Source organism: Bradyrhizobium sp. Leaf396 (assembly GCF_001424605.1).
GTDB classification, from domain to species: domain Bacteria; phylum Pseudomonadota; class Alphaproteobacteria; order Rhizobiales; family Xanthobacteraceae; genus Bradyrhizobium; species Bradyrhizobium japonicum_C.
Window position 1 is genome coordinate 63,436 of sequence record NZ_LMQJ01000007.1, and the last position, 16,694, is coordinate 80,129.

General features: G+C 64.4%; 16 protein-coding genes. 9 read left to right on the forward strand and 7 right to left on the reverse strand.

Annotation, left to right across the window (positions count from 1 at the left end):
- Window positions 1–53: 53 nt before the first annotated feature.
- Entirely contained in the window at window positions 54–1,739 is a 1,686-nt protein-coding gene (locus tag ASG57_RS09055; RefSeq protein WP_024337701.1) for a methyl-accepting chemotaxis protein, read from the reverse strand.
- 256 nt (window positions 1,740–1,995) lie between these two features.
- Between ASG57_RS09055 and ASG57_RS09060 the strand changes: the two genes are divergently transcribed.
- From ASG57_RS09060 to ASG57_RS09080, 5 genes are all read left to right on the forward strand, one after another.
- Window positions 1,996–3,039, forward strand: coding sequence for a C-terminal binding protein (locus ASG57_RS09060; RefSeq protein WP_024337700.1), 1,044 nt, complete (start codon window positions 1,996–1,998; stop codon window positions 3,037–3,039).
- 83 nt (window positions 3,040–3,122) lie between these two features.
- Entirely contained in the window at window positions 3,123–4,472 is a 1,350-nt protein-coding gene (locus ASG57_RS09065) for an ABC transporter substrate-binding protein (protein WP_024337699.1), read from the forward strand.
- Between the two features lie 121 nt (window positions 4,473–4,593).
- Window positions 4,594–5,550, forward strand: a complete 957-nt coding sequence (locus ASG57_RS09070) for a carbohydrate ABC transporter permease (RefSeq protein ID WP_024337698.1) — start codon at window positions 4,594–4,596, stop codon at window positions 5,548–5,550.
- Window positions 5,543–6,442: a carbohydrate ABC transporter permease gene (locus ASG57_RS09075; protein ID WP_024337697.1), complete on the forward strand. Its 900-nt coding sequence runs from the start codon at window positions 5,543–5,545 to the stop codon at window positions 6,440–6,442. The genes ASG57_RS09070 and ASG57_RS09075 overlap by 8 nt, the downstream gene beginning before the upstream one ends.
- 132 nt (window positions 6,443–6,574) lie before the next feature.
- Complete coding sequence (locus ASG57_RS09080; protein ID WP_057196106.1) at window positions 6,575–7,930, forward strand: esterase-like activity of phytase family protein; 1,356 nt, start codon at window positions 6,575–6,577, stop codon at window positions 7,928–7,930.
- A 55-nt stretch (window positions 7,931–7,985) separates the two neighbouring features.
- Here ASG57_RS09080 and ASG57_RS09085 read toward each other — a convergent pair whose 3' ends face one another.
- From ASG57_RS09085 to ASG57_RS09110, 6 genes are all read right to left on the reverse strand, one after another.
- The gene (locus ASG57_RS09085; protein WP_057196107.1) at window positions 7,986–8,816 is read right to left on the reverse strand and encodes a TonB family protein; all 831 of its coding nucleotides are present in this window, start codon (window positions 8,814–8,816) and stop codon (window positions 7,986–7,988) included.
- Window positions 8,816–9,256 carry a TonB system transport protein ExbD gene (exbD, locus tag ASG57_RS09090; protein WP_057196108.1) on the reverse strand — a complete coding sequence of 147 codons (441 nt, stop codon included), beginning with the start codon at window positions 9,254–9,256 and terminating at the stop codon, window positions 8,816–8,818. The genes ASG57_RS09085 and exbD overlap by 1 nt, the downstream gene beginning before the upstream one ends.
- 4 nt (window positions 9,257–9,260) lie before the next feature.
- Window positions 9,261–10,037 carry a tonB-system energizer ExbB gene (gene exbB / locus ASG57_RS09095; protein ID WP_057196109.1) on the reverse strand — a complete coding sequence of 259 codons (777 nt, stop codon included), beginning with the start codon at window positions 10,035–10,037 and terminating at the stop codon, window positions 9,261–9,263.
- Between the two features lie 27 nt (window positions 10,038–10,064).
- Window positions 10,065–10,580: a heme utilization cystosolic carrier protein HutX gene (hutX, locus tag ASG57_RS09100; protein ID WP_057196110.1), complete on the reverse strand. Its 516-nt coding sequence runs from the start codon at window positions 10,578–10,580 to the stop codon at window positions 10,065–10,067.
- Window positions 10,581–10,605: 25 nt separating this feature from the next.
- Window positions 10,606–10,941, reverse strand: a complete 336-nt coding sequence (gene hmuQ, locus ASG57_RS09105; RefSeq protein WP_057196111.1) for a heme-degrading protein HmuQ — start codon at window positions 10,939–10,941, stop codon at window positions 10,606–10,608.
- 98 nt (window positions 10,942–11,039) lie between these two features.
- Window positions 11,040–13,382 carry a TonB-dependent hemoglobin/transferrin/lactoferrin family receptor gene (locus ASG57_RS09110; protein WP_024337690.1) on the reverse strand — a complete coding sequence of 781 codons (2,343 nt, stop codon included), beginning with the start codon at window positions 13,380–13,382 and terminating at the stop codon, window positions 11,040–11,042.
- 254 nt (window positions 13,383–13,636) lie between these two features.
- On the opposite strand from ASG57_RS09110, the gene ASG57_RS39075 reads away from it, so the two are divergent.
- The 4 genes from ASG57_RS39075 to ASG57_RS09130 are packed head-to-tail and all read left to right on the forward strand — an operon-like array spanning window position 13,637 to window position 16,694.
- Entirely contained in the window at window positions 13,637–13,843 is a 207-nt protein-coding gene (locus tag ASG57_RS39075; RefSeq protein ID WP_024337689.1) for a hemin uptake protein HemP, read from the forward strand.
- A 6-nt stretch (window positions 13,844–13,849) separates the two neighbouring features.
- Entirely contained in the window at window positions 13,850–14,800 is a 951-nt protein-coding gene (locus tag ASG57_RS09120; protein ID WP_057196112.1) for a heme/hemin ABC transporter substrate-binding protein, read from the forward strand.
- The gene (locus tag ASG57_RS09125) at window positions 14,797–15,882 is read left to right on the forward strand and encodes a FecCD family ABC transporter permease (protein ID WP_057196113.1); all 1,086 of its coding nucleotides are present in this window, start codon (window positions 14,797–14,799) and stop codon (window positions 15,880–15,882) included. Before ASG57_RS09120 ends, ASG57_RS09125 begins: the two co-directional genes overlap by 4 nt.
- Entirely contained in the window at window positions 15,879–16,694 is an 816-nt protein-coding gene (locus ASG57_RS09130) for a heme ABC transporter ATP-binding protein (RefSeq protein WP_057196114.1), read from the forward strand. The genes ASG57_RS09125 and ASG57_RS09130 overlap by 4 nt, the downstream gene beginning before the upstream one ends.

Sequence of the window (16,694 nt, forward strand, 5' to 3'; positions counted from 1 at the left end):
CGATGCTGCGCATCGCCCCGGAATGACTGCCCGAGATGAGCTTGCGCGGCGAGTTACGCCGCCCGCACCTTGGCGAGGAAGTTGTCAACCGCCGAGCGCAGCGCGCCGGACTGGTTGTCCAGTTCGCGGGCGTTTGAGAGCACGTCGCTAGCAGCGCTCCCGGTCGCTTCCGCGGCCGAGGTCACGCTGCCGATATGGGCATTGATCTCGCTCGAGCCGGCCGCGACCGACTGGATGTTGCGGGCGATCTCGCGGGTCGCCTCCCCCTGCTGTTCGATCGATGCGGAAATGCCCGCGGTGATCTCGCTCATCTCGGCAATGGTCTGGGTGATGCCGCCGATCGCGGCGACGGCATCGCTGGTCGAGGTCTGCATCGCAGCAACTTGCGCAGAAATCTCCTCGGTCGCCTTCGCGGTCTGGTTGGCAAGCGCCTTGACCTCGGAGGCGACGACGGCGAAGCCGCGGCCGGACTCGCCGGCACGGGCCGCCTCGATGGTGGCGTTGAGCGCGAGCAGATTGGTCTGCGCCGCGATCGAGTGAATGAGCTTGACCACCTCGCCGATCTTCTCGGCGCCAGTGGAGAGCTCCTGCACCGTGGCGTTGGTGCGCTCCGCATCGTTGACGGCTCGGCTCGCAACTTCGGTCGAACGCGTGACCTGGCGGGAGATTTCCGCAACCGAGCTCGACAGCTCTTCGGCGGCCGCCGCGACGGTGCCGACGTTGCCGGAAGCCTTTTGCGAGGCCGCACCGACCGTCGCCGCACGCGACGAGGCGTCGCTGGCGGTCGCGGTCATCGACTGTGCCGTCGTCTGCATGCCGGCCGCGGCCGAGGAGACCGAGCGGACGATGCCGTTGACGCTGCGCTCGAAGTCGTTGGCGATCTCTTCCATCGCCTTGCGGCGTTCCGCCGCGGCGCGTTCCTGGGCATCGGCCTCGGTCTTCTCGAGGTCGCGGATCCGAACCGCATTGTCCTTGAAGATCTGGACGGTGGCCGCCATCGCGCCGACTTCATCGCCGCGGCCGACGCCGGGGATGTCACCGTCGAGCTTGCCGTCAGCGAGGTCCTTCATGCGGGCGCCGAGCATTGCGAGCGGCCGGCTGATGCTGCGCCCGAGCAGCCAGGCGACGCTGCCAGCAACGATCATGATGCCGAGCATGGCAAAGCCGAGAAGCCAGTAGACCGGGCCCATCTTGGCGTCGATATCGTCGAGATAGGCGCCGGTGCCGATATACATGTCGAAGCCAGGCACCGCGACCGCGTAGCCGATCTTGCGGATCAGCGTTTTCTGGCCGGGCTTGACGTAGTCGTAGTACAGCAGGATCGAGCCGTTGGCCTTGACGCCGTTCATCAGTTCCATGGACAGCTTGCGCCCGTTGGTCACGACATCCATGCGGTTCATGCCGATCTGCTTCGGGTCTGGCGCAAGCTGCGTGATGCCGTCATAGGACGTGCCGAACAGATAGCCGGAGCCATTGTCGTAGGTCATCGCGTTGCCGTAGCGGCGAAGGTCGGCGAGCGCGGCATCCTTGGTCAGTTCCCCGGCATCAACCCGCTTCTTCAGCGCCATCGCGTAATTGCGACCCATGTCGACGATCGACTTGGCCTGGTCGATGCGTGCGTTCACCATTTCCTGTTTCATCAGGTAGCCGGCGAGAACACCGGAGACGCAGAGGCCGAACAAGGTGACGCCGACAAGAATGCCGAGCTTCGGGGCGATCTTCAGATTGCTCAATTTCACGGATGGCTCCAGCAATATCGGGGTAAGCGGCACGCACGATCGATCAAAATCGAATCGATTCTTAGGGGGAGAGCCCTTAGCAAGTTACTTACGGGCCTCCGTAGAAGCCCGGACGCCACCGTCAGAACCGGCAATTTATCTCGGCGGCAACAACCTGGAATTGTACGCGAGCGCCCCGATTTCGCGTAAAAGACGCACAGGCCTGCCCGCGAAGGCGGGTCACAACAAGAACCGACAACCAAATCGGGAGCAGAAAATGCCGAAATACAGGGTGGTGACGCCGAAGGGTGCGAGCTTCACCGTCGCGGGCAGCGATTATTCCTACGAGCGCGAGGCGCTCGATCCGATCGATGCCGAGATCGTTGAGGCGCCCGCCGACGAGGCCGGGTTCATCGCCGCCGCGAAAAATGCCGACGCCATCTACGCCAAGGGCATCCCGATCACCAAGTCGATCATCGACGCGCTCGAAAGCTGCAAGGTCATCACGCTCGGCTCGGTCGGCGTCGACAGTGTGGACGTCAAGGCCGCCACCGCGCGCGGCATTCCCGTCACCAACATCCCGGACACCTTCATCGAGGAGGTCGCCGACCACGCCATGATGCTGCTGCTTGCAGGCTTCCGACGCCTAGTCGAGCAGGACAGGATGGTGCGTGACGGCCGTTGGGCCGAAGGCCGGCCGGCGCTGCTCAAGATCCCGAGGCTGATGGGCCAGACGCTCGGCTTCATCTCGTTCGGCCGCGTCGCGCGTGCGGTCGCGAAGCGTGCCGCGCCGTTCGGCCTGCGCATGATGGCCTACGATCCCTTCATCCAGGAAACGCTGATGTATGACCACGGCGTCATCCCGGCGACGCTGAACGAGGTGCTGTCGCAATCCGACTTTGTCTCGATGCACGCGCCCGCGAGGCCCGAAGTGCACCACATGCTGACCGAAAAGCACTTCCGGCAGATGAAGAAAGGCTCGATCTTCATCAACACCGGACGGGGCGCCACCGTGGACGAGGAGAGCCTGATCAAGGCCCTGCAAGAGGGGTGGATCGCCCACGCCGCCCTCGATGTGCTGGAGAAGGAACCGCCTTCGCACAACAACCCCCTGCTCGGCATGGAGAACGTGACCCTGACCGCCCACGTGGCCTCGGCCTCGGCACGGTTTGACGAGGCGCGCAAGCGCCGCGTGGGCTACGAATTGTCACTGGTGCTTCAGGGCATGTGGCCGGTAAGCTGCGTCAATCCGTCGGTGCTGCAAAACACCGCGCTCCGCCGCTGGCAACCTGTCAGCATGGACCGCGGCCCGAACAGCTAGGCGGCCGGCGCGAACGCGCAACGACCGAAACGGCCCTTCACCGGCGACCAACGCCGGGAAGGGAGACATCAAGGGAGGAACTGATGAGGAACGACATCACCCGTCGTGATGCTCTGGCGCTGGGCCTGTCCGCTGCAACGCTCGCGGCCACCGGTGCTGCAGCGCAACCAGCGCAATCGACGATCAAGGCCGCGGACGTTGCGGCACCGAAGCGAGAGATCGAGAAAGGTGCCACCCTGCGCATGCTGCGCCCGGTGCGCTTCGTCCAGGCCGACGAGGACGTGTTCCGCGCCAACGCCGCAAAATTCACCAAGGAGACCGGCGTCGAGGTCAAGGTCGACTTCGTCGGCTGGGAAGACATCAACCAGCAGACCGCGGTGACCGCCAATTCCGGCGCCGGCCCCGACATCATCATCGGTTTCTCCGATGCACCGCACATCTATATCGACAAGCTGATCGAGCTGACCGATGTCGCCGACTATGTCGGCAAGAAGTATGGAGGCTGGCTGCCGCTGGCGCAGCGCTATGGCAAGAAGAACAAGAGCAACGCCTGGATCGGACTGCCGTTCGGCGCCACCGCGGGGCCCCTGATCTACCGCAAGTCGATCCTGCAATCGGTCGGCTTCGACAAGGTGCCGGAGGACCATGCCGGAATCCTCGATTTGTGCCAGAAGCTGCACAAGGCCGGCAAACCGGCCGGCTTCGCACTGGGTAACGCCAAGGGCGACGGCAACGGCTTCGCGAACTGGGCGCTGTGGTCGCACAACGGCTCCCTGCTCGACGAGGAAGGCAACGTCGTCATCAACAGCAAGGAGACGATTGCCGCGCTGAACTGGGTCAAGAAGCTGTACCCGACCTTCATCGCCGGAACTCCCTCCTGGAATGACGTCAGCAACAATCGCGCCTATTCCTCGCAGGAGATCTCGCTGACCGCCAATGGCGTCTCGCTGTACTTCTCGCTGAAGAACGATCCGGCGACCAAGGCGATCGCCGACGACAGCGAGCATCAGTTGCTGCCCAAGGGCCTTGCGAAGATCTCGCCCATGGCAGGTCTGACGCTGAACGCCATGGTGTTCAAGCACAGCCAATATCCCAACGCGGCGAAGGCCTTCCTGCAATACATGCTGGAGAAGGACCAGTACGAGCCGTGGCTCAACGCCAACTCCGGCTACTGGTCCCAGCCGTTGGCCGCCTATGCCGAGGCCGCCGTGTGGTCGCAGGATCCCAAGGTGAAACTGTTCAAGGACACGATGAACAGCCCCTACTACGACGGCTACAAGGGCCCGATCTCGACGGCGACGGGCGCCGTCAGCGCAGACTACGTGCTGATCCAGATGTTCTCGGCCGTTGCCACCGGCACCGCCACGCCGGAGGCCGCGGCCGCAGAAGCCGAGCAACGCTGCAAGCGGTACTTCCGGCGGCAGAACCGTTAGGCGGCTGACCTGACGTCATTCCGGGATGGTGCGCAAGCAAAGCCCGGAATCTCGAGATTCCGGGGTTGGTGCTGCGCATCGCCCCGGAATGACCTTGGAGCCCTGAAAAGACAAAGGTCCGATGTCCATAACCGCTCTTTCAACGCATGGCGTAGCGGCCCGGCAGCCGAACTGGCTGGTGCGATTGTTCGACTACAAGCCGTTCCTGATCGTGATGTGCCTCGCGCCCGCGATCGGATTGCTGACGGTGTTCCTGACCTATCCGCTCGGTCTCGGCATCTGGCTCGCCTTCACCGACACCACGATCGGCCGCAGCGGCATCTATGTGGGGATCGAAAACTTCCAATACCTGCTCACCGACTCCCTGTGGTGGAACGCGGTGTTCTACAGCGTTCTCTACACGGCGGTCGCGACGTTCGGGAAGTTCGCGCTCGGCTTCTGGCTGGCGCTGCTGCTCAACAACCATTTTCCGTTCAAGAGCATCCTGCGCGCGATCATCCTGCTGCCCTGGATCGTGCCGACCGTGCTCTCGGCGCTGGCGTTCTGGTGGATCTACGATCCGCAGTTCTCGATCATCTCCTACCTGCTTGTCGACGTGCTGCATTGGCGCGACAGCAACGTCGACTTCCTCGGTTCGCCCTGGCCGGCGCGCTTCTCGCTGATCGCCGCCAATATCTGGCGCGGCATTCCCTTCGTCGCGATCTCGCTGCTGGCAGGACTGCAGACCATCTCGCCCTCGCTGTACGAGGCGGCGATGCTCGACGGCGCCAGCGCCTGGCAGCGCTTCCGCTACATTACGTTTCCGATGATGATGCCGATCCTCGCCATCGTCATGACGTTCTCGATCATCTTCACCTTCACCGACTTCCAGCTGGTCTATGCCATCACGCGCGGCGGCCCCGGCAACTCGACTCACCTGCTCGCAACACTGGCTTTCCAGCGGGGCATCGCCGGCGGCGAGCTCGGCGAAGGTGCAGCGATCGCGGTGTCCATGATACCGTTCCTGGTATTCGCGACGCTGTTCTCATATTTCGGCCTCGCGCGCCGCAAATGGCAGCAGGGAGAAAGCAATGACTGATAGTGCCGTCCAACCGGCCGTCGCGGACGCGAAGGCGGCGCCCGATACCATGGCCTGGGATTCCGGGCTGCGGCGGCTGATGATGATTTATCTGCCGCTCGGCTGCTTCGTGTTGATTCTTCTGTTCCCGTTCTACTGGATGGCGATCACGTCGTTCAAACCGAACGCGGAGCTGATGAACTACAAGGATCACAACCCGTTCTGGATCTCCTCGCCGACGCTGGCGCACATCAAGCATCTGCTGTTCAACACCGCCTATCCTCACTGGCTGTGGACGACGATGCTGGTGGCGATCGGATCGACCACGCTGTCGCTGGTCGCGAGCACGCTCGCGGCCTATGCCATTGAACGCTTGCGCTTCCGCGGCAGTCCCTATGTCGGCCTCGGCATCTACCTCGCCTATCTCGTGCCGCCGTCGATCCTGTTCATCCCGCTTGCGACCGTGGTGGTGCAGTTCGGCTTGTTCGACAGCCCGATGGCTCTGATCCTGGTCTATCCGACCTTCCTGGTGCCGTTCTGCACCTGGCTCCTGATCGGCTACTTCAAGTCGATCCCCTACGAGCTCGAGGAATGCGCGCTGGTCGACGGCGCCACACGGCTGCAGATTCTGCGGCGGATCACGCTGCCGCTCGCCGTGCCCGGATTGATCTCGGCCGGCATCTTCTCCTTCACGCTGTCCTGGAACGAGTTCATCTATGCGCTCGCGTTCATCCAGAGCGGCGCCAACAAGACCGTGCCGGTCGCGATCCTGACCGAGCTCGTCACCGGCGACGTCTACCAATGGGGCGCGCTGATGGCGGGCTCGCTGCTCGGCTCGCTGCCGGTCGCGATCTTCTACTCGCTCTTCGTGGATTACTACGTGTCCTCGCTGACCGGCGCGGTGAAGGAGTAGCTCGCGACTCGCTCGCCCCCCTCTCCACGTCCTTGCGGGGAGAGGGGGAGTGCGCTGCGGCGTTTGGCCCGGCTTCACAATACTGCAACACGCGAACCGCATAAGGCGTGCGTCCGCCAACAGGAGACGCACATGCGCGCGACCTTTCTCAGCACCGTCGCAACGATCATTCTCACCGCCAGCTCCGCGCTGGCGCAGAGCGAAGGCGAATTCCCGGCCAAGCTCGCCGGCCACGTGGTGATGCCGGCCGAAACGTTCATCGATGCACCGGCTGACGCACCCGCCGACCTTAAATCCGCAGGCAAATACACCAGCGGCAAGCGGGTCGAAGCGCTCGGCACCGTGATGGGCAAGTCCTATGAGCGGCCGACCGGCGTCTCGCTGCCTTTCAAGGGCCAGCCGTTGCAGGGCCACTCCGGCATCAAGACCATGCCCGACGGCACGTTCTGGGTGATCACCGACAACGGCATGGGCGCCCGCGCCAACTCGCCGGATTCGATGCTCTACCTGAACCGCTACAAGATGGATTGGGCGAGCGGCAAGATCGAGCGGCTGGAGACCATCTTCCTGCACGATCCCGACAAGAAGGTTCCGTTCCGCATCCTGCATGAGGACACCCAGAAGCGCTATCTCACCGGCTCCGATTTCGACACCGAGGGTTTCCAGATCCTCGGCGATACCTTCTGGATCGGCGACGAGTTCGGTCCGTACATCCTGAAGGCGGACAAGACCGGCAAGATCCTCGGCGTGTTCGATACGGTTGCCGACGGCAAGCCGGTGCGCTCGCCGGACAATTGGGCGGTTGGAACGCCGGCCGCGCCGGGCGCGACCTACACCAACGTCAATCTCCGTCGCTCCAAGGGCTATGAGGGCTTTGCGTCCTCCAAGGACGGAAAATTCCTCTACGGCCTGCTCGAAGGACCGCTGTGGGACGGCGATAAAAAGGACTGGGAGAAGGTCGACGGCAGGGAAGCGGCCCGCATTCTCGAATTCGACGTCGCCGCCCAGAAATTCACTGGTCGCCATTGGCAGTATGTGTTCGAGCAGAACGGCAACGCCATCGGCGACTTCAACATGATCGATCAGGCCTCCGGCCTCATCATCGAACGCGACAACGGCGAGGGCACGTCCGACAAGGCCTGCCCGCAAGGCAAGCGCGGCGAGAATTGCTTTCCCGACCTGGCCAAGTTCAAGCGCATCTACAAGATCGAGCTCACCGACGCCAATATCGGCAAGCCGGTGCGCAAGATCGGCTATATCGACCTGATGAAGATCAAGGATCCCGACAAGAAGGCGAGGAAGCCGCTCAACGACGGGGTCTACACCTTCCCGTTCTTCACCATCGAGAACGTCGATCGCGTCGACGGTACCCACATCATCGTCGGCAACGACAACAACCTGCCGTTCTCTTCCAGCCGCGACCCCAACAAGGCCGACGACAACGAGTTCGTACTGCTCGAGGTCGCGGATTTCCTGAAGGCGAAGTAAAGCCCGTCTCCTTCAACTGTCATCGCCCGGCTTGACCGGGCGTGACAGCGGGGGACTACCTCACCGTAAATTCCACCGGAATCGCAAAGCTCATCGAGCCGTTCCTGATCTCATCCGGAAACGGCGGGAACGGCGCGGCATGGCGTAGCATGGACATGGCCTGAGCATCGAAGGCCGCGACGCCCGATGAGCCGCCAAGGCGGCTCGAAGTCACCTGCCCGCTGCGGCTGATGGTGAAGCTGAGCCTTGCGACACCGCGCTGGCCGCCTCCGGCCGACGGATATTGATGGAAGCGCATCAGATGCGCACGGACTCGTTGATTATAGGATGCGATCGCGGAGGCCGTCGCACCCGCACTCATGGCGGAAGCCATCGGCGCCTCGCGCTCGGCGCGCGGTGGTGCGCTGGTACGCGGCGCCGGAGTTGCGTTGGACGGCTTCTTGGCCTCGCGGCGGATCACTTTAGGCTTCTCGAGCGCAGGTTTTTCGACAGGCACGATTCTTGCGGGCTCAGGCTTTGCTGGGGTCGGCTCCAGCTTCTGCTCGGGTGGGGCGACCACCTCCGGCGCTTCCTGCGGCGGCGTCGGCGCGATGGTCTCCTCGACAGCCTGCTGCTTCACGGCTTCGGGCGGCGATGCATCTGCCTCCTGCATCACCGGCCCCGGCGCGACGTCATCCAGCGTCGGCTGCGGAGCCGAAGTCACCGGCGACATGTCGATCATGATCGCGGGCAGGCTGACGCCCTGCTCGGGCTGCGACTTGAGCCAGCTCATGGCGAGCAGCGCGGCTGCCACATGCAGCACGACGATCACGACCGCCGAGCCCCCCCAGCGCGTGCCCTCGCGCTCGCCAAGCGGCTCGTGCAGGACGAAGGCGCTCGCGGCCATCAGCTTCGTCCGTCGAGGCCGACGAGAGCGACCTTGAGATAGCCGGCATTGCGCAGGCTGTTCATCACCTCCATCAGGTCGCCATAGGAGACGGCCTTGTCGGCGCGCAGATAGATGCGCTCGTCCTTGCGGCCCTTGGTGGCGGCATCGAGTGAAGCACTGAGCGTGTCGCGCCCCACGAAATCCTCACCCACGGCGATCGAAAGGTCCGGCTTGACGGTGACGAAGACCGGCTTGTCCGGCCGCGGCGCGGGCTGGGCGGCGGTCGCCGGCAGGTCGACGCCGATATCGACGGTCGCGAGCGGTGCGGCCACCATGAAGATGATCAGCAGCACCAACATCACGTCGATGAACGGCGTGACGTTGATCTCGTGGCTGAGGTCGAGATCGCTCCTGTCCCCGCGCGAGCCGAGCTTCGATGCCCCGAGCTTTACGGCCATGGCCCTACTCCGCCGCCCGCGCCAGACGGAAATGGCCGTGGTCGCGCTGGCGGCTCACCAGAAGCATGAGCTGCGCCGAGGCGTCCGCGAGCAGGGCACGGTAATTGGCAATGCCGCGGACGAGGTGATTGTAGATCACGACCGCCGGGATCGCGGCGACAAGCCCGAGCGCGGTGGCAAGCAGCGCCTCCGCAATGCCGGGCGCGACGACCGCAAGGCTGGTGGTGTGGCTCTCGGAGATGCCGATGAAGGCGTTCATGATGCCCCAGACGGTGCCGAACAGGCCAACGAACGGCGCGACGGCGCCGATGGTCGCGAGCACACCGGTGCCGCGCGCAATCTGCCTCGACATGGCTGCCTCCACCCGCTCGAGCCGCAGTGCCACACGCTCCTGGAGGCCGTCGTCAAGGATGCCACCGGAGAGCTCCGCTTCCCTGGCGCAGGACCGGATCAACTGGGCGACCGCGTCGCGCGCGTCGCCGGCCCGCGCGGACGCCTCGGCCAACGTCATGTTGCCTTCGAGCGCGCGCGTCCGCTGCAAGGCGAGCGAGCCCTTGCGGCGCAGCTCGATGGTCTTCGCCAGCCAAACCGTCCATGTCGCCAGCGAGGCGATGGCGAGCCCGACCATCACGACCTTCACGACGATGTCGGCACCGACGAACATGCCCCAAGGCGACAGATTGCGCGGCAAGAGCGCCTCGTCGATGGCGAAGGCAGGTGCCGGCGCGAGCGCCAGCACGATGGTTAGGATCACGTGCCGAAGCCTGAGAATGCTCTGCATCCTGATCTCCCGACAGGTTGAAGCAGTTCACGCGGCGGGCGCTGCCGCGATTTGGTCCGCAAGCTGGCGAAACCGCACCAATTGATCCGCCCGCAGCGCCCGGGTCTCATCGCGTCCGACGAAGACCTTGAACATGATGCCACCGTCCGCGTTCACGAACGCCACGAATGCCGACGTCTTGCCCATGAACGGCCGCTCGACGAAGGCTACGGCCGCGCAGCGCTCGTGGCGCAGATGGCCGTGCAGGCCCTTGGGCTGCATCAGGTTGAAATAGCCGCGGCCGATCTCACCCGCCGGAATTCCACCTGTGAACTCGAAGATCGCATCGTCCGTGTGAACGATCAGCGTGACCTCGCCCCATTGTGCGATGTCCTGCATGACGGCGGCGAAATGTTCGCCGCCTCCCATGCGCACCATGGAGGGCGGCAGCGCTTCGATCACCGCGCGCGGGGTGACGCTGCGCTCGCGCGCGACATCCTCGATCACCGCACCGGGATTGTCGGCCATATACGCCTTGAGGTCGGCGAGATCGGTGCTCAGCATGTCTGGCTCTCCTCAACCAGCCGTCTCAGGCAGCCGCGCTCGCCTTGCGCTCGGTCATGATGACCTTGAACCCCTCGAACTTGGGGTGGCCGAGATAGAGGCTTTCGCCGGTCTTGTTGTCGGCGCGCGCATGGGCGCGGCGGAATTCCTCCGAGCGCGTCCAGGCCTCGAAAGCCGCCTTGTCGACCCACACCGTGTGCGAGGAATAGAGCGTGTGGTCCTCGGCGACCGGCCCCTTGAGCAGATGAAATTCGACGAAGCCCGCCATGCCGCCGAGATAGGACTCCCGGGTCCGCCAGACGGTCTCGAAAGCGGCTTCCTGGCCGGGCTTCACCTGAAAGCGATTCATTGCGATGAACATGCAGGTCTCTCCTTGCTATCAAGTCGAAAACGCGCCGAAGCCGCACTGGAGCATCAGCGCGGCCCGGCGGAGGTTGTGGTGCTGCGGCGCCTTCAGGCTTACGCACCTCCAAAGTGGATCTTCATTCCGGCCTTGTAGACTCTGCCCGGTCCCGGGCTTGACCACAGCACGTCGTTCTGCGACGTGCCGTCGGTCGAGCTGCCCGGAATGGCGTAAGGCCGGTAGTACTGGTTCAAGAGATTGTCGATCGAGGCCGTAAACACGATGTCCCTGGTCGCGTTGTAGGTCAGGTACAGGTTGACCAGTTCGTATCCCGTTGAAGGCAGATAGCCGGCCGGCACATCGTTGTTGGCGCCGAACGAAGCCCACTGCGCCGTCAGGATCAGCGTGCGATCGAGCAGGCGTACGCCGCCGGTCGTAACGACCTTGCGCGGAGTGATGGTGGCCAGGCCGATATTGGTGGCGACGTTCTTGCCCTGGATATAGTGACCGGCAACACCAATGAACCAGCTTCCGGCATCATACATGGTCTCCGCCTCGAAGCCCTGGATGCGGGCGTTGGCGATGTTCTGGTACTGGTAGTACTGGCTGAACGAGCCGAACGGCGGCACCGGCGTCGGCGCCGAAGCGACGAGATCGATGTAGTCGCTGACGTCGTTGCGGAACAGATTGATCTTGCCGCGGAACGAGTCGTTGGCGCTGAAGATGTTGTCGAACTTCAGGTTGAAGCCGACCTCCTTGTTCTTGCCCACCTCCGGACGCAGGTTCGGGTTGGGCAGGAAGCAGAACAGGCCGACGGTGCCATCGGGACATGGGAAGAAGGCAGGTCCGCCACCGGTCGCATGCGCGCCGGAGATCACCGTCTCGGTGATCGACGGAGCACGATAGCCCTCGGCGTAGCTCACATAGGGCTGGAAGCCCGGAACCGGCGTCACGCCGAGGGTAATCTTCGGCGAGAAGCGGTCACCACCGGCGTGCGTATTGCCGGAGTCCAGGTCATAGCGGTCGTAGCGGACCGCGCTCACCGCTTCGAACCAGTTGCTGTAGTTCTGCTTCAACTGCATGAAACCGCCGGACACGGTACGGATGCCGCTCGGCGTGGTGATGTTGGAATTTCCGCGGCTGTCGGTCGTGATCACGTCGTCCTGAAAGGCATCGACACCCCAAGTGACCGCATTGCGCCAGTCGCCCACGTTGAAGCGCGTGGTATTGTTGACGTCGATGCCGTAGGTGTTGAGCACATAGCCGCGCGTGTCGCCGACACAGCCCGAGATGTTGTTGCCGAAATTTCCGGCGCCGCAATAGGCCGCGCCCGAGGTCGAGTAGTGATAGGTCTTGGTCTGGTCGTTGTCGACGCGATTGCCGTAGAGCGACATGTGCCAGTCGAACAGATTGTCGCTGGGCAGCGAATAGTTCCACGTAACAGTGCCGGTGTAGTTCTTCGTGTCGGAAGCATAGACTGACGAGCCCTGATAGAGGGCGCGCTGTGCCGCCGTTGCGACCGGGCCGCGATTGAACTGGCCGACATCGTACTGAAAGTCCTGGAAGACGGCGCCGAACTTCACCTCATGGCCGAGGGCGGGCCGCACGGTGAGCTTCATCAACCCGGATTCGACCTGATTGCCGGTGTTGCCGATCTCGGTGCCGTTGCCGTCCTTGTAGTTGCCTTGGGTCCGATAGACCGCGCCACCGAAGATGTCGACGTCCGGCGTTGCGCGCACGCCGCCGAACACGGAGCCCAGGCCGCGATTGTTGTTTGATCCGTAAGAGCCCGAGAGATCGACGCCCCAGCGCTCGCCGGGACGCAGCACGTCATTGATGTCCTTGGTACGGAACGAGACCAAGCCGCCGATCGCACCCGAGCCATAGATGTTGGCGGTCGGGCCGCGCACCACATCGACGCCGCCGATCAGTTCAGGATCGAGGAAGAAGGAGCCGTTGGCATTATGGCCGGTGCGCTGGTAGTTCTGCCGCGCGCCGTCGACGACGACCGCGACGCGGCCGAAGTCCTGCAAGCCGCGGATGTTGACGACGGTCGCGGGATCGTCACCGCGCTCCTGGAACGACACGCCTGGCACGGCATAGAAGATGCCCGACAGCCGGTTCGGCTGGATGCCCTGAATCTGGTCGAGCGAAATCGAGCTGACCGGCGCCAGCGCGTCGATTGCGCGCTCCTTGGTCTTGGTCGCGGCAACCGTGATGGTGTCGAGCACCTGAACGGGCGCAGCGGCGCCCACCTGAGCGCGGGCGTTCATCACCTCGGGCGTTGCCTGCTGCGCCACTTGCGGCTTGCGCTTGGCCTGCTTCGGCCTTTCCGACGACCCGTCTTCCGCTGGCCGAGAGGCAGTCTGCGCGAGACTGCCCTCCGCCATCACCGCCGCAATTGAAACCACCGACGCGCCGAAAATCAGGGCGCGCGAATACCTAGCCCCGCCAGCCATATCAGCCCCAGCCTGCACTTCACTTTAGTTTTGGAGTCTTTGGCTGGCGTGCGTTCGCAACGCGAACGACTGGCTGGCTGAAAGCCGCGGGTAAGTTACCCGCTGCCGCAACTGGTAACTTGGCAACACTCTGACGGTCAATGACGTCGCGTTGCAGTTTATATCGATTGTAAATTGCCGCCGTTGGAATGCGCCTCGCGCCGCTTGTACAAAGCAGCACGCATCTGAAAATTTCGAAAGCGCATCACAGCACAATGTCAGCAACATCGGGAGACAGCAGCGGCGTCGCGGCAGGGCCGGCGGGAAGCCCTTCTGCGACAACGAGAACCCTCACGATGCGAGGGAGCCGGATCGACAGCCGTGAGCTGTTTGCGGCCGAACGCGAGATCATCATCGCGCATGGCGACGACAGCTATCGCCTGCGCCTCACGTCGCAGAACAAGCTGATCCTGACGAAGTAAACTGCAATGGCATTTTGTCGCACCCTTGCAAGCGTCGCACTTTCCTGCACGTTCGCGCTCGTGTCCGGTGCGCATGCCGCCGGTATCATCGTGCATGATGCGCGCAATCGCGACATCGCCGTCAACGACTTCGCGCGCACGGTCTCGATCGGTGGCGCCATCACCGAGATCCTCTATGCGCTCGGATTGGAGAACCGGCTGGTCGGTGTCGACACCACGAGCCTCTATCCGCCGGCGGCGCTGCACGACAAACCGAACGTCGGCTACATGCGCCAGATCTCCGCGGAGGGCGTGCTGGGGCTCAACCCCACGCTGATCCTGGCAATCCAGGGATCGGGCCCGCGCGAGACCATGGAGATCCTGGAGGCGGCAAAGGTGCCTCTGGTGCTGGTGCCCGAGACTTTCTCCGAGGACGGCCTGATCGAGAAGATCAAGCTGGTCGGCCATGCCATGGGCGTCGACGAGCGAGCCGAATGCCTGAGCGCCGCGGTCGCGGCCGATCTTGCGCAACTCCGCGCGCTGCGCGCCAAGGTGACGAAGCCGGTCCGCGTGATGTTCGTGATGTCGCTCCAGAACGGGCGGGCGATGGTTGCCGGCCACAAGACTGCGGCCGACGAGATTATCCAGCTCGCCGGCGCTGCCAACGCCGTCGACGATTACGACGGTTACAAGATCATCGGCGACGAGGCCATCGTGGCCGCAAAGCCCGACGTCGTGCTGTCGATCGAGCGCGGCAAGGATTCGCTCCAGGCCGAAGCAATCTATGCCCATCCCGGATTCGCACTGACGCCGGTTGCGGCCAACAAGAGCTTCGTCAGCATGGACGGGCTCTATCTGCTCGGCTTCGGGCCGCGGACGGCAGCCGCGGCACGCGATCTCTCGGTCAAACTCTACCCGGCGTTGGCAGACCGGGGCACCTTCACGTCGGCTCTGTCAGCCGCGAACTGCCGCCAATGAGCGTGGCTGTCGGGATCGCACAACGGAGCCCGCGACGAAGCGGCGGACGGCGGTCTGCTTCGTTCGCGATCTCCCTTCTGCTCGTGGTGCTGTTGCTCGCCGCAATCGTCGCGCTGACGGTCGGTGCCGCCGGCATCCCCCTCTCCCGCCTGCCTGCCGCGCTCGGGATTGCCGGCGAGAACACTGCCATGACCGCCCGCGACCAGCTCGTGCTGTGGTCGATCCGCATCCCCCGGATCGCCGCGACCGCGATGATCGGCGGTCTGCTCGCGGCGGCCGGCGCGATCATGCAGGGGCTGTTTCGCAACCCGCTTGCCGATCCGGCCCTGGTCGGCGTTTCCAGCGGCGGCGCGCTCGCGGCCGCAAGCGCGATCGTCTTCACCGATTCGCGCTTCGGCGAGGCGGTGCGCTTTCTTCAGACCGAGCTGTTGCCGCTCGCGGCCTTCGCAGGCTCGCTGGCGACCACCGCAATTCTCTACGGCATCTCCAGCCGCTCGGGGCGGACCTCGATCGCAGTATTCCTGCTCGCCGGCGTCGCCATCACCGCCATCGCCAATGCCGGCATCGGCCTGCTCGTCTTCATCGCCGACGATCGTCAGCTCCGCGACATCACGTTCTGGATGCTCGGCTCGATGAGCGGCGCGACGTGGACCAAGGCCGCCGTGCTCGCGCCGGTCCTCGTCATCGGACTCGCAGCTTGCGCCCTCATCGCGCGCGGTCTCGATCTGCTGGTGCTCGGCGAGGCCGACGCCTTTCACGGCGGGGTCGACGTCGAGCGTCTGAAGCGGATCTCGATCGTCATGGTTTCCGCCATGACCGGCGTTGCCGTGTCGATCAGCGGCGTCATCGGCTTCGTCGGCATCGTCGTGCCGCACCTGCTCCGCCTCGTGATCGGGCCGGCGCATCGGCTGCTGCTGCCGGCCTCGGTGCTGCTCGGCGCGGTCCTCATGGTCGGCGCCGACACGCTGGCGCGCACCATCGTGGCCCCGGCCGAGATGCCGATCGGTATCCTGACCGCGGCCGTCGGCGCGCCCGTCTTTCTCTTCATCCTGCTGCGCCAGCGCGGGCTCACCGCGCTATGACCGTCGTAATCGAGGCGCGACACCTGAGCAAGCGCGCCGGCCGGGCGACGCTGCTCGATGGCGCCAGCCTGACGGTGGCAGAGGGTGAAATGGTCGCCATCATCGGCCCGAACGGGGCCGGCAAGTCGACGCTGCTGCGGCTGCTTTCCGGCGATCTCCGCCCGAGCGCAGGCGAGGTGCGCCTGATGCAGCGCGACATCGGCAGCTTCACGCCGCGCGAGCTTGCCGCGCGACGCGCGATGCTCTCTCAACACATCAACGTCACCTTCCCGTTCACGGTCGAGGAGGTCGTGCTGATGGGAGCAGGCGAGCGCAGCCTTCGTGATGCTGCGCCGCTCGTCGACGCCGCACTGGACGAAGTCGGCCTCGCACATTTCCGCGAACGGCAATTGCCGACGCTGTCGGGCGGCGAGCAGCAGCGCGCCCATTTCGCCCGCGTGCTGGTGCAACTCGCCTGCGGCGAGGCCGAGCATGGGCCTGGGCTGCTGCTGCTGGACGAGCCGACCTCAAGCCTCGATCTGCGTCACCAGATCGACCTCGTCGAAGCGGCGCGCCGCCGCGCAGCCGCCGGCACCGCCGTGATCGCGATCCTGCACGATCTCAATCTCGCGATCCGCTTCGCCGACCGCCTCGTCGTGCTGGCCGGCGGCAAGCTCGCCGCCGACGGGCCGCGCGCGGAGATTGTCACACGCGAGACCATCCGGGATATCTTCGAGATCGATGCCGTCGTGCATCAGGACGGCGGCGGAGTGCCTTTCGTGCTGCCGCAATCGATGCGGGCGGCGCCTCACCTCTCCCTCCGGGAGAGGTGA

Bases quoted from the DNA above. Each gene is read 5' to 3' on its own strand.
- ASG57_RS09080 (WP_057196106.1), top strand. From the start codon at position 6,575: ATGCGCGCGACCTTTCTCAGCACCGTCGCAACGATCATTCTCACCGCC.
- ASG57_RS09070 (WP_024337698.1), top strand. From the start codon at position 4,594: ATGTCCATAACCGCTCTTTCAACGCATGGCGTAGCGGCCCGGCAGCCG.
- ASG57_RS09130 (WP_057196114.1), top strand. From the start codon at position 15,879: ATGACCGTCGTAATCGAGGCGCGACACCTGAGCAAGCGCGCCGGCCGG.
- hutX (WP_057196110.1), bottom strand. From the start codon at position 10,580: ATGCTGAGCACCGATCTCGCCGACCTCAAGGCGTATATGGCCGACAAT.
- hmuQ (WP_057196111.1), bottom strand. From the start codon at position 10,941: ATGTTCATCGCAATGAATCGCTTTCAGGTGAAGCCCGGCCAGGAAGCC.
- ASG57_RS09065 (WP_024337699.1), top strand. From the start codon at position 3,123: ATGAGGAACGACATCACCCGTCGTGATGCTCTGGCGCTGGGCCTGTCC.
- exbB (WP_057196109.1), bottom strand. From the start codon at position 10,037: ATGCAGAGCATTCTCAGGCTTCGGCACGTGATCCTAACCATCGTGCTG.
- exbD (WP_057196108.1), bottom strand. From the start codon at position 9,256: ATGGCCGTAAAGCTCGGGGCATCGAAGCTCGGCTCGCGCGGGGACAGG.
- ASG57_RS09075 (WP_024337697.1), top strand. From the start codon at position 5,543: ATGACTGATAGTGCCGTCCAACCGGCCGTCGCGGACGCGAAGGCGGCG.
- ASG57_RS09060 (WP_024337700.1), top strand. From the start codon at position 1,996: ATGCCGAAATACAGGGTGGTGACGCCGAAGGGTGCGAGCTTCACCGTC.
- ASG57_RS09120 (WP_057196112.1), top strand. From the start codon at position 13,850: ATGGCATTTTGTCGCACCCTTGCAAGCGTCGCACTTTCCTGCACGTTC.
- ASG57_RS09110 (WP_024337690.1), bottom strand. From the start codon at position 13,382: ATGGCTGGCGGGGCTAGGTATTCGCGCGCCCTGATTTTCGGCGCGTCG.
- ASG57_RS39075 (WP_024337689.1), top strand. From the start codon at position 13,637: ATGTCAGCAACATCGGGAGACAGCAGCGGCGTCGCGGCAGGGCCGGCG.
- ASG57_RS09085 (WP_057196107.1), bottom strand. From the start codon at position 8,816: ATGGCCGCGAGCGCCTTCGTCCTGCACGAGCCGCTTGGCGAGCGCGAG.
- ASG57_RS09125 (WP_057196113.1), top strand. From the start codon at position 14,797: ATGAGCGTGGCTGTCGGGATCGCACAACGGAGCCCGCGACGAAGCGGC.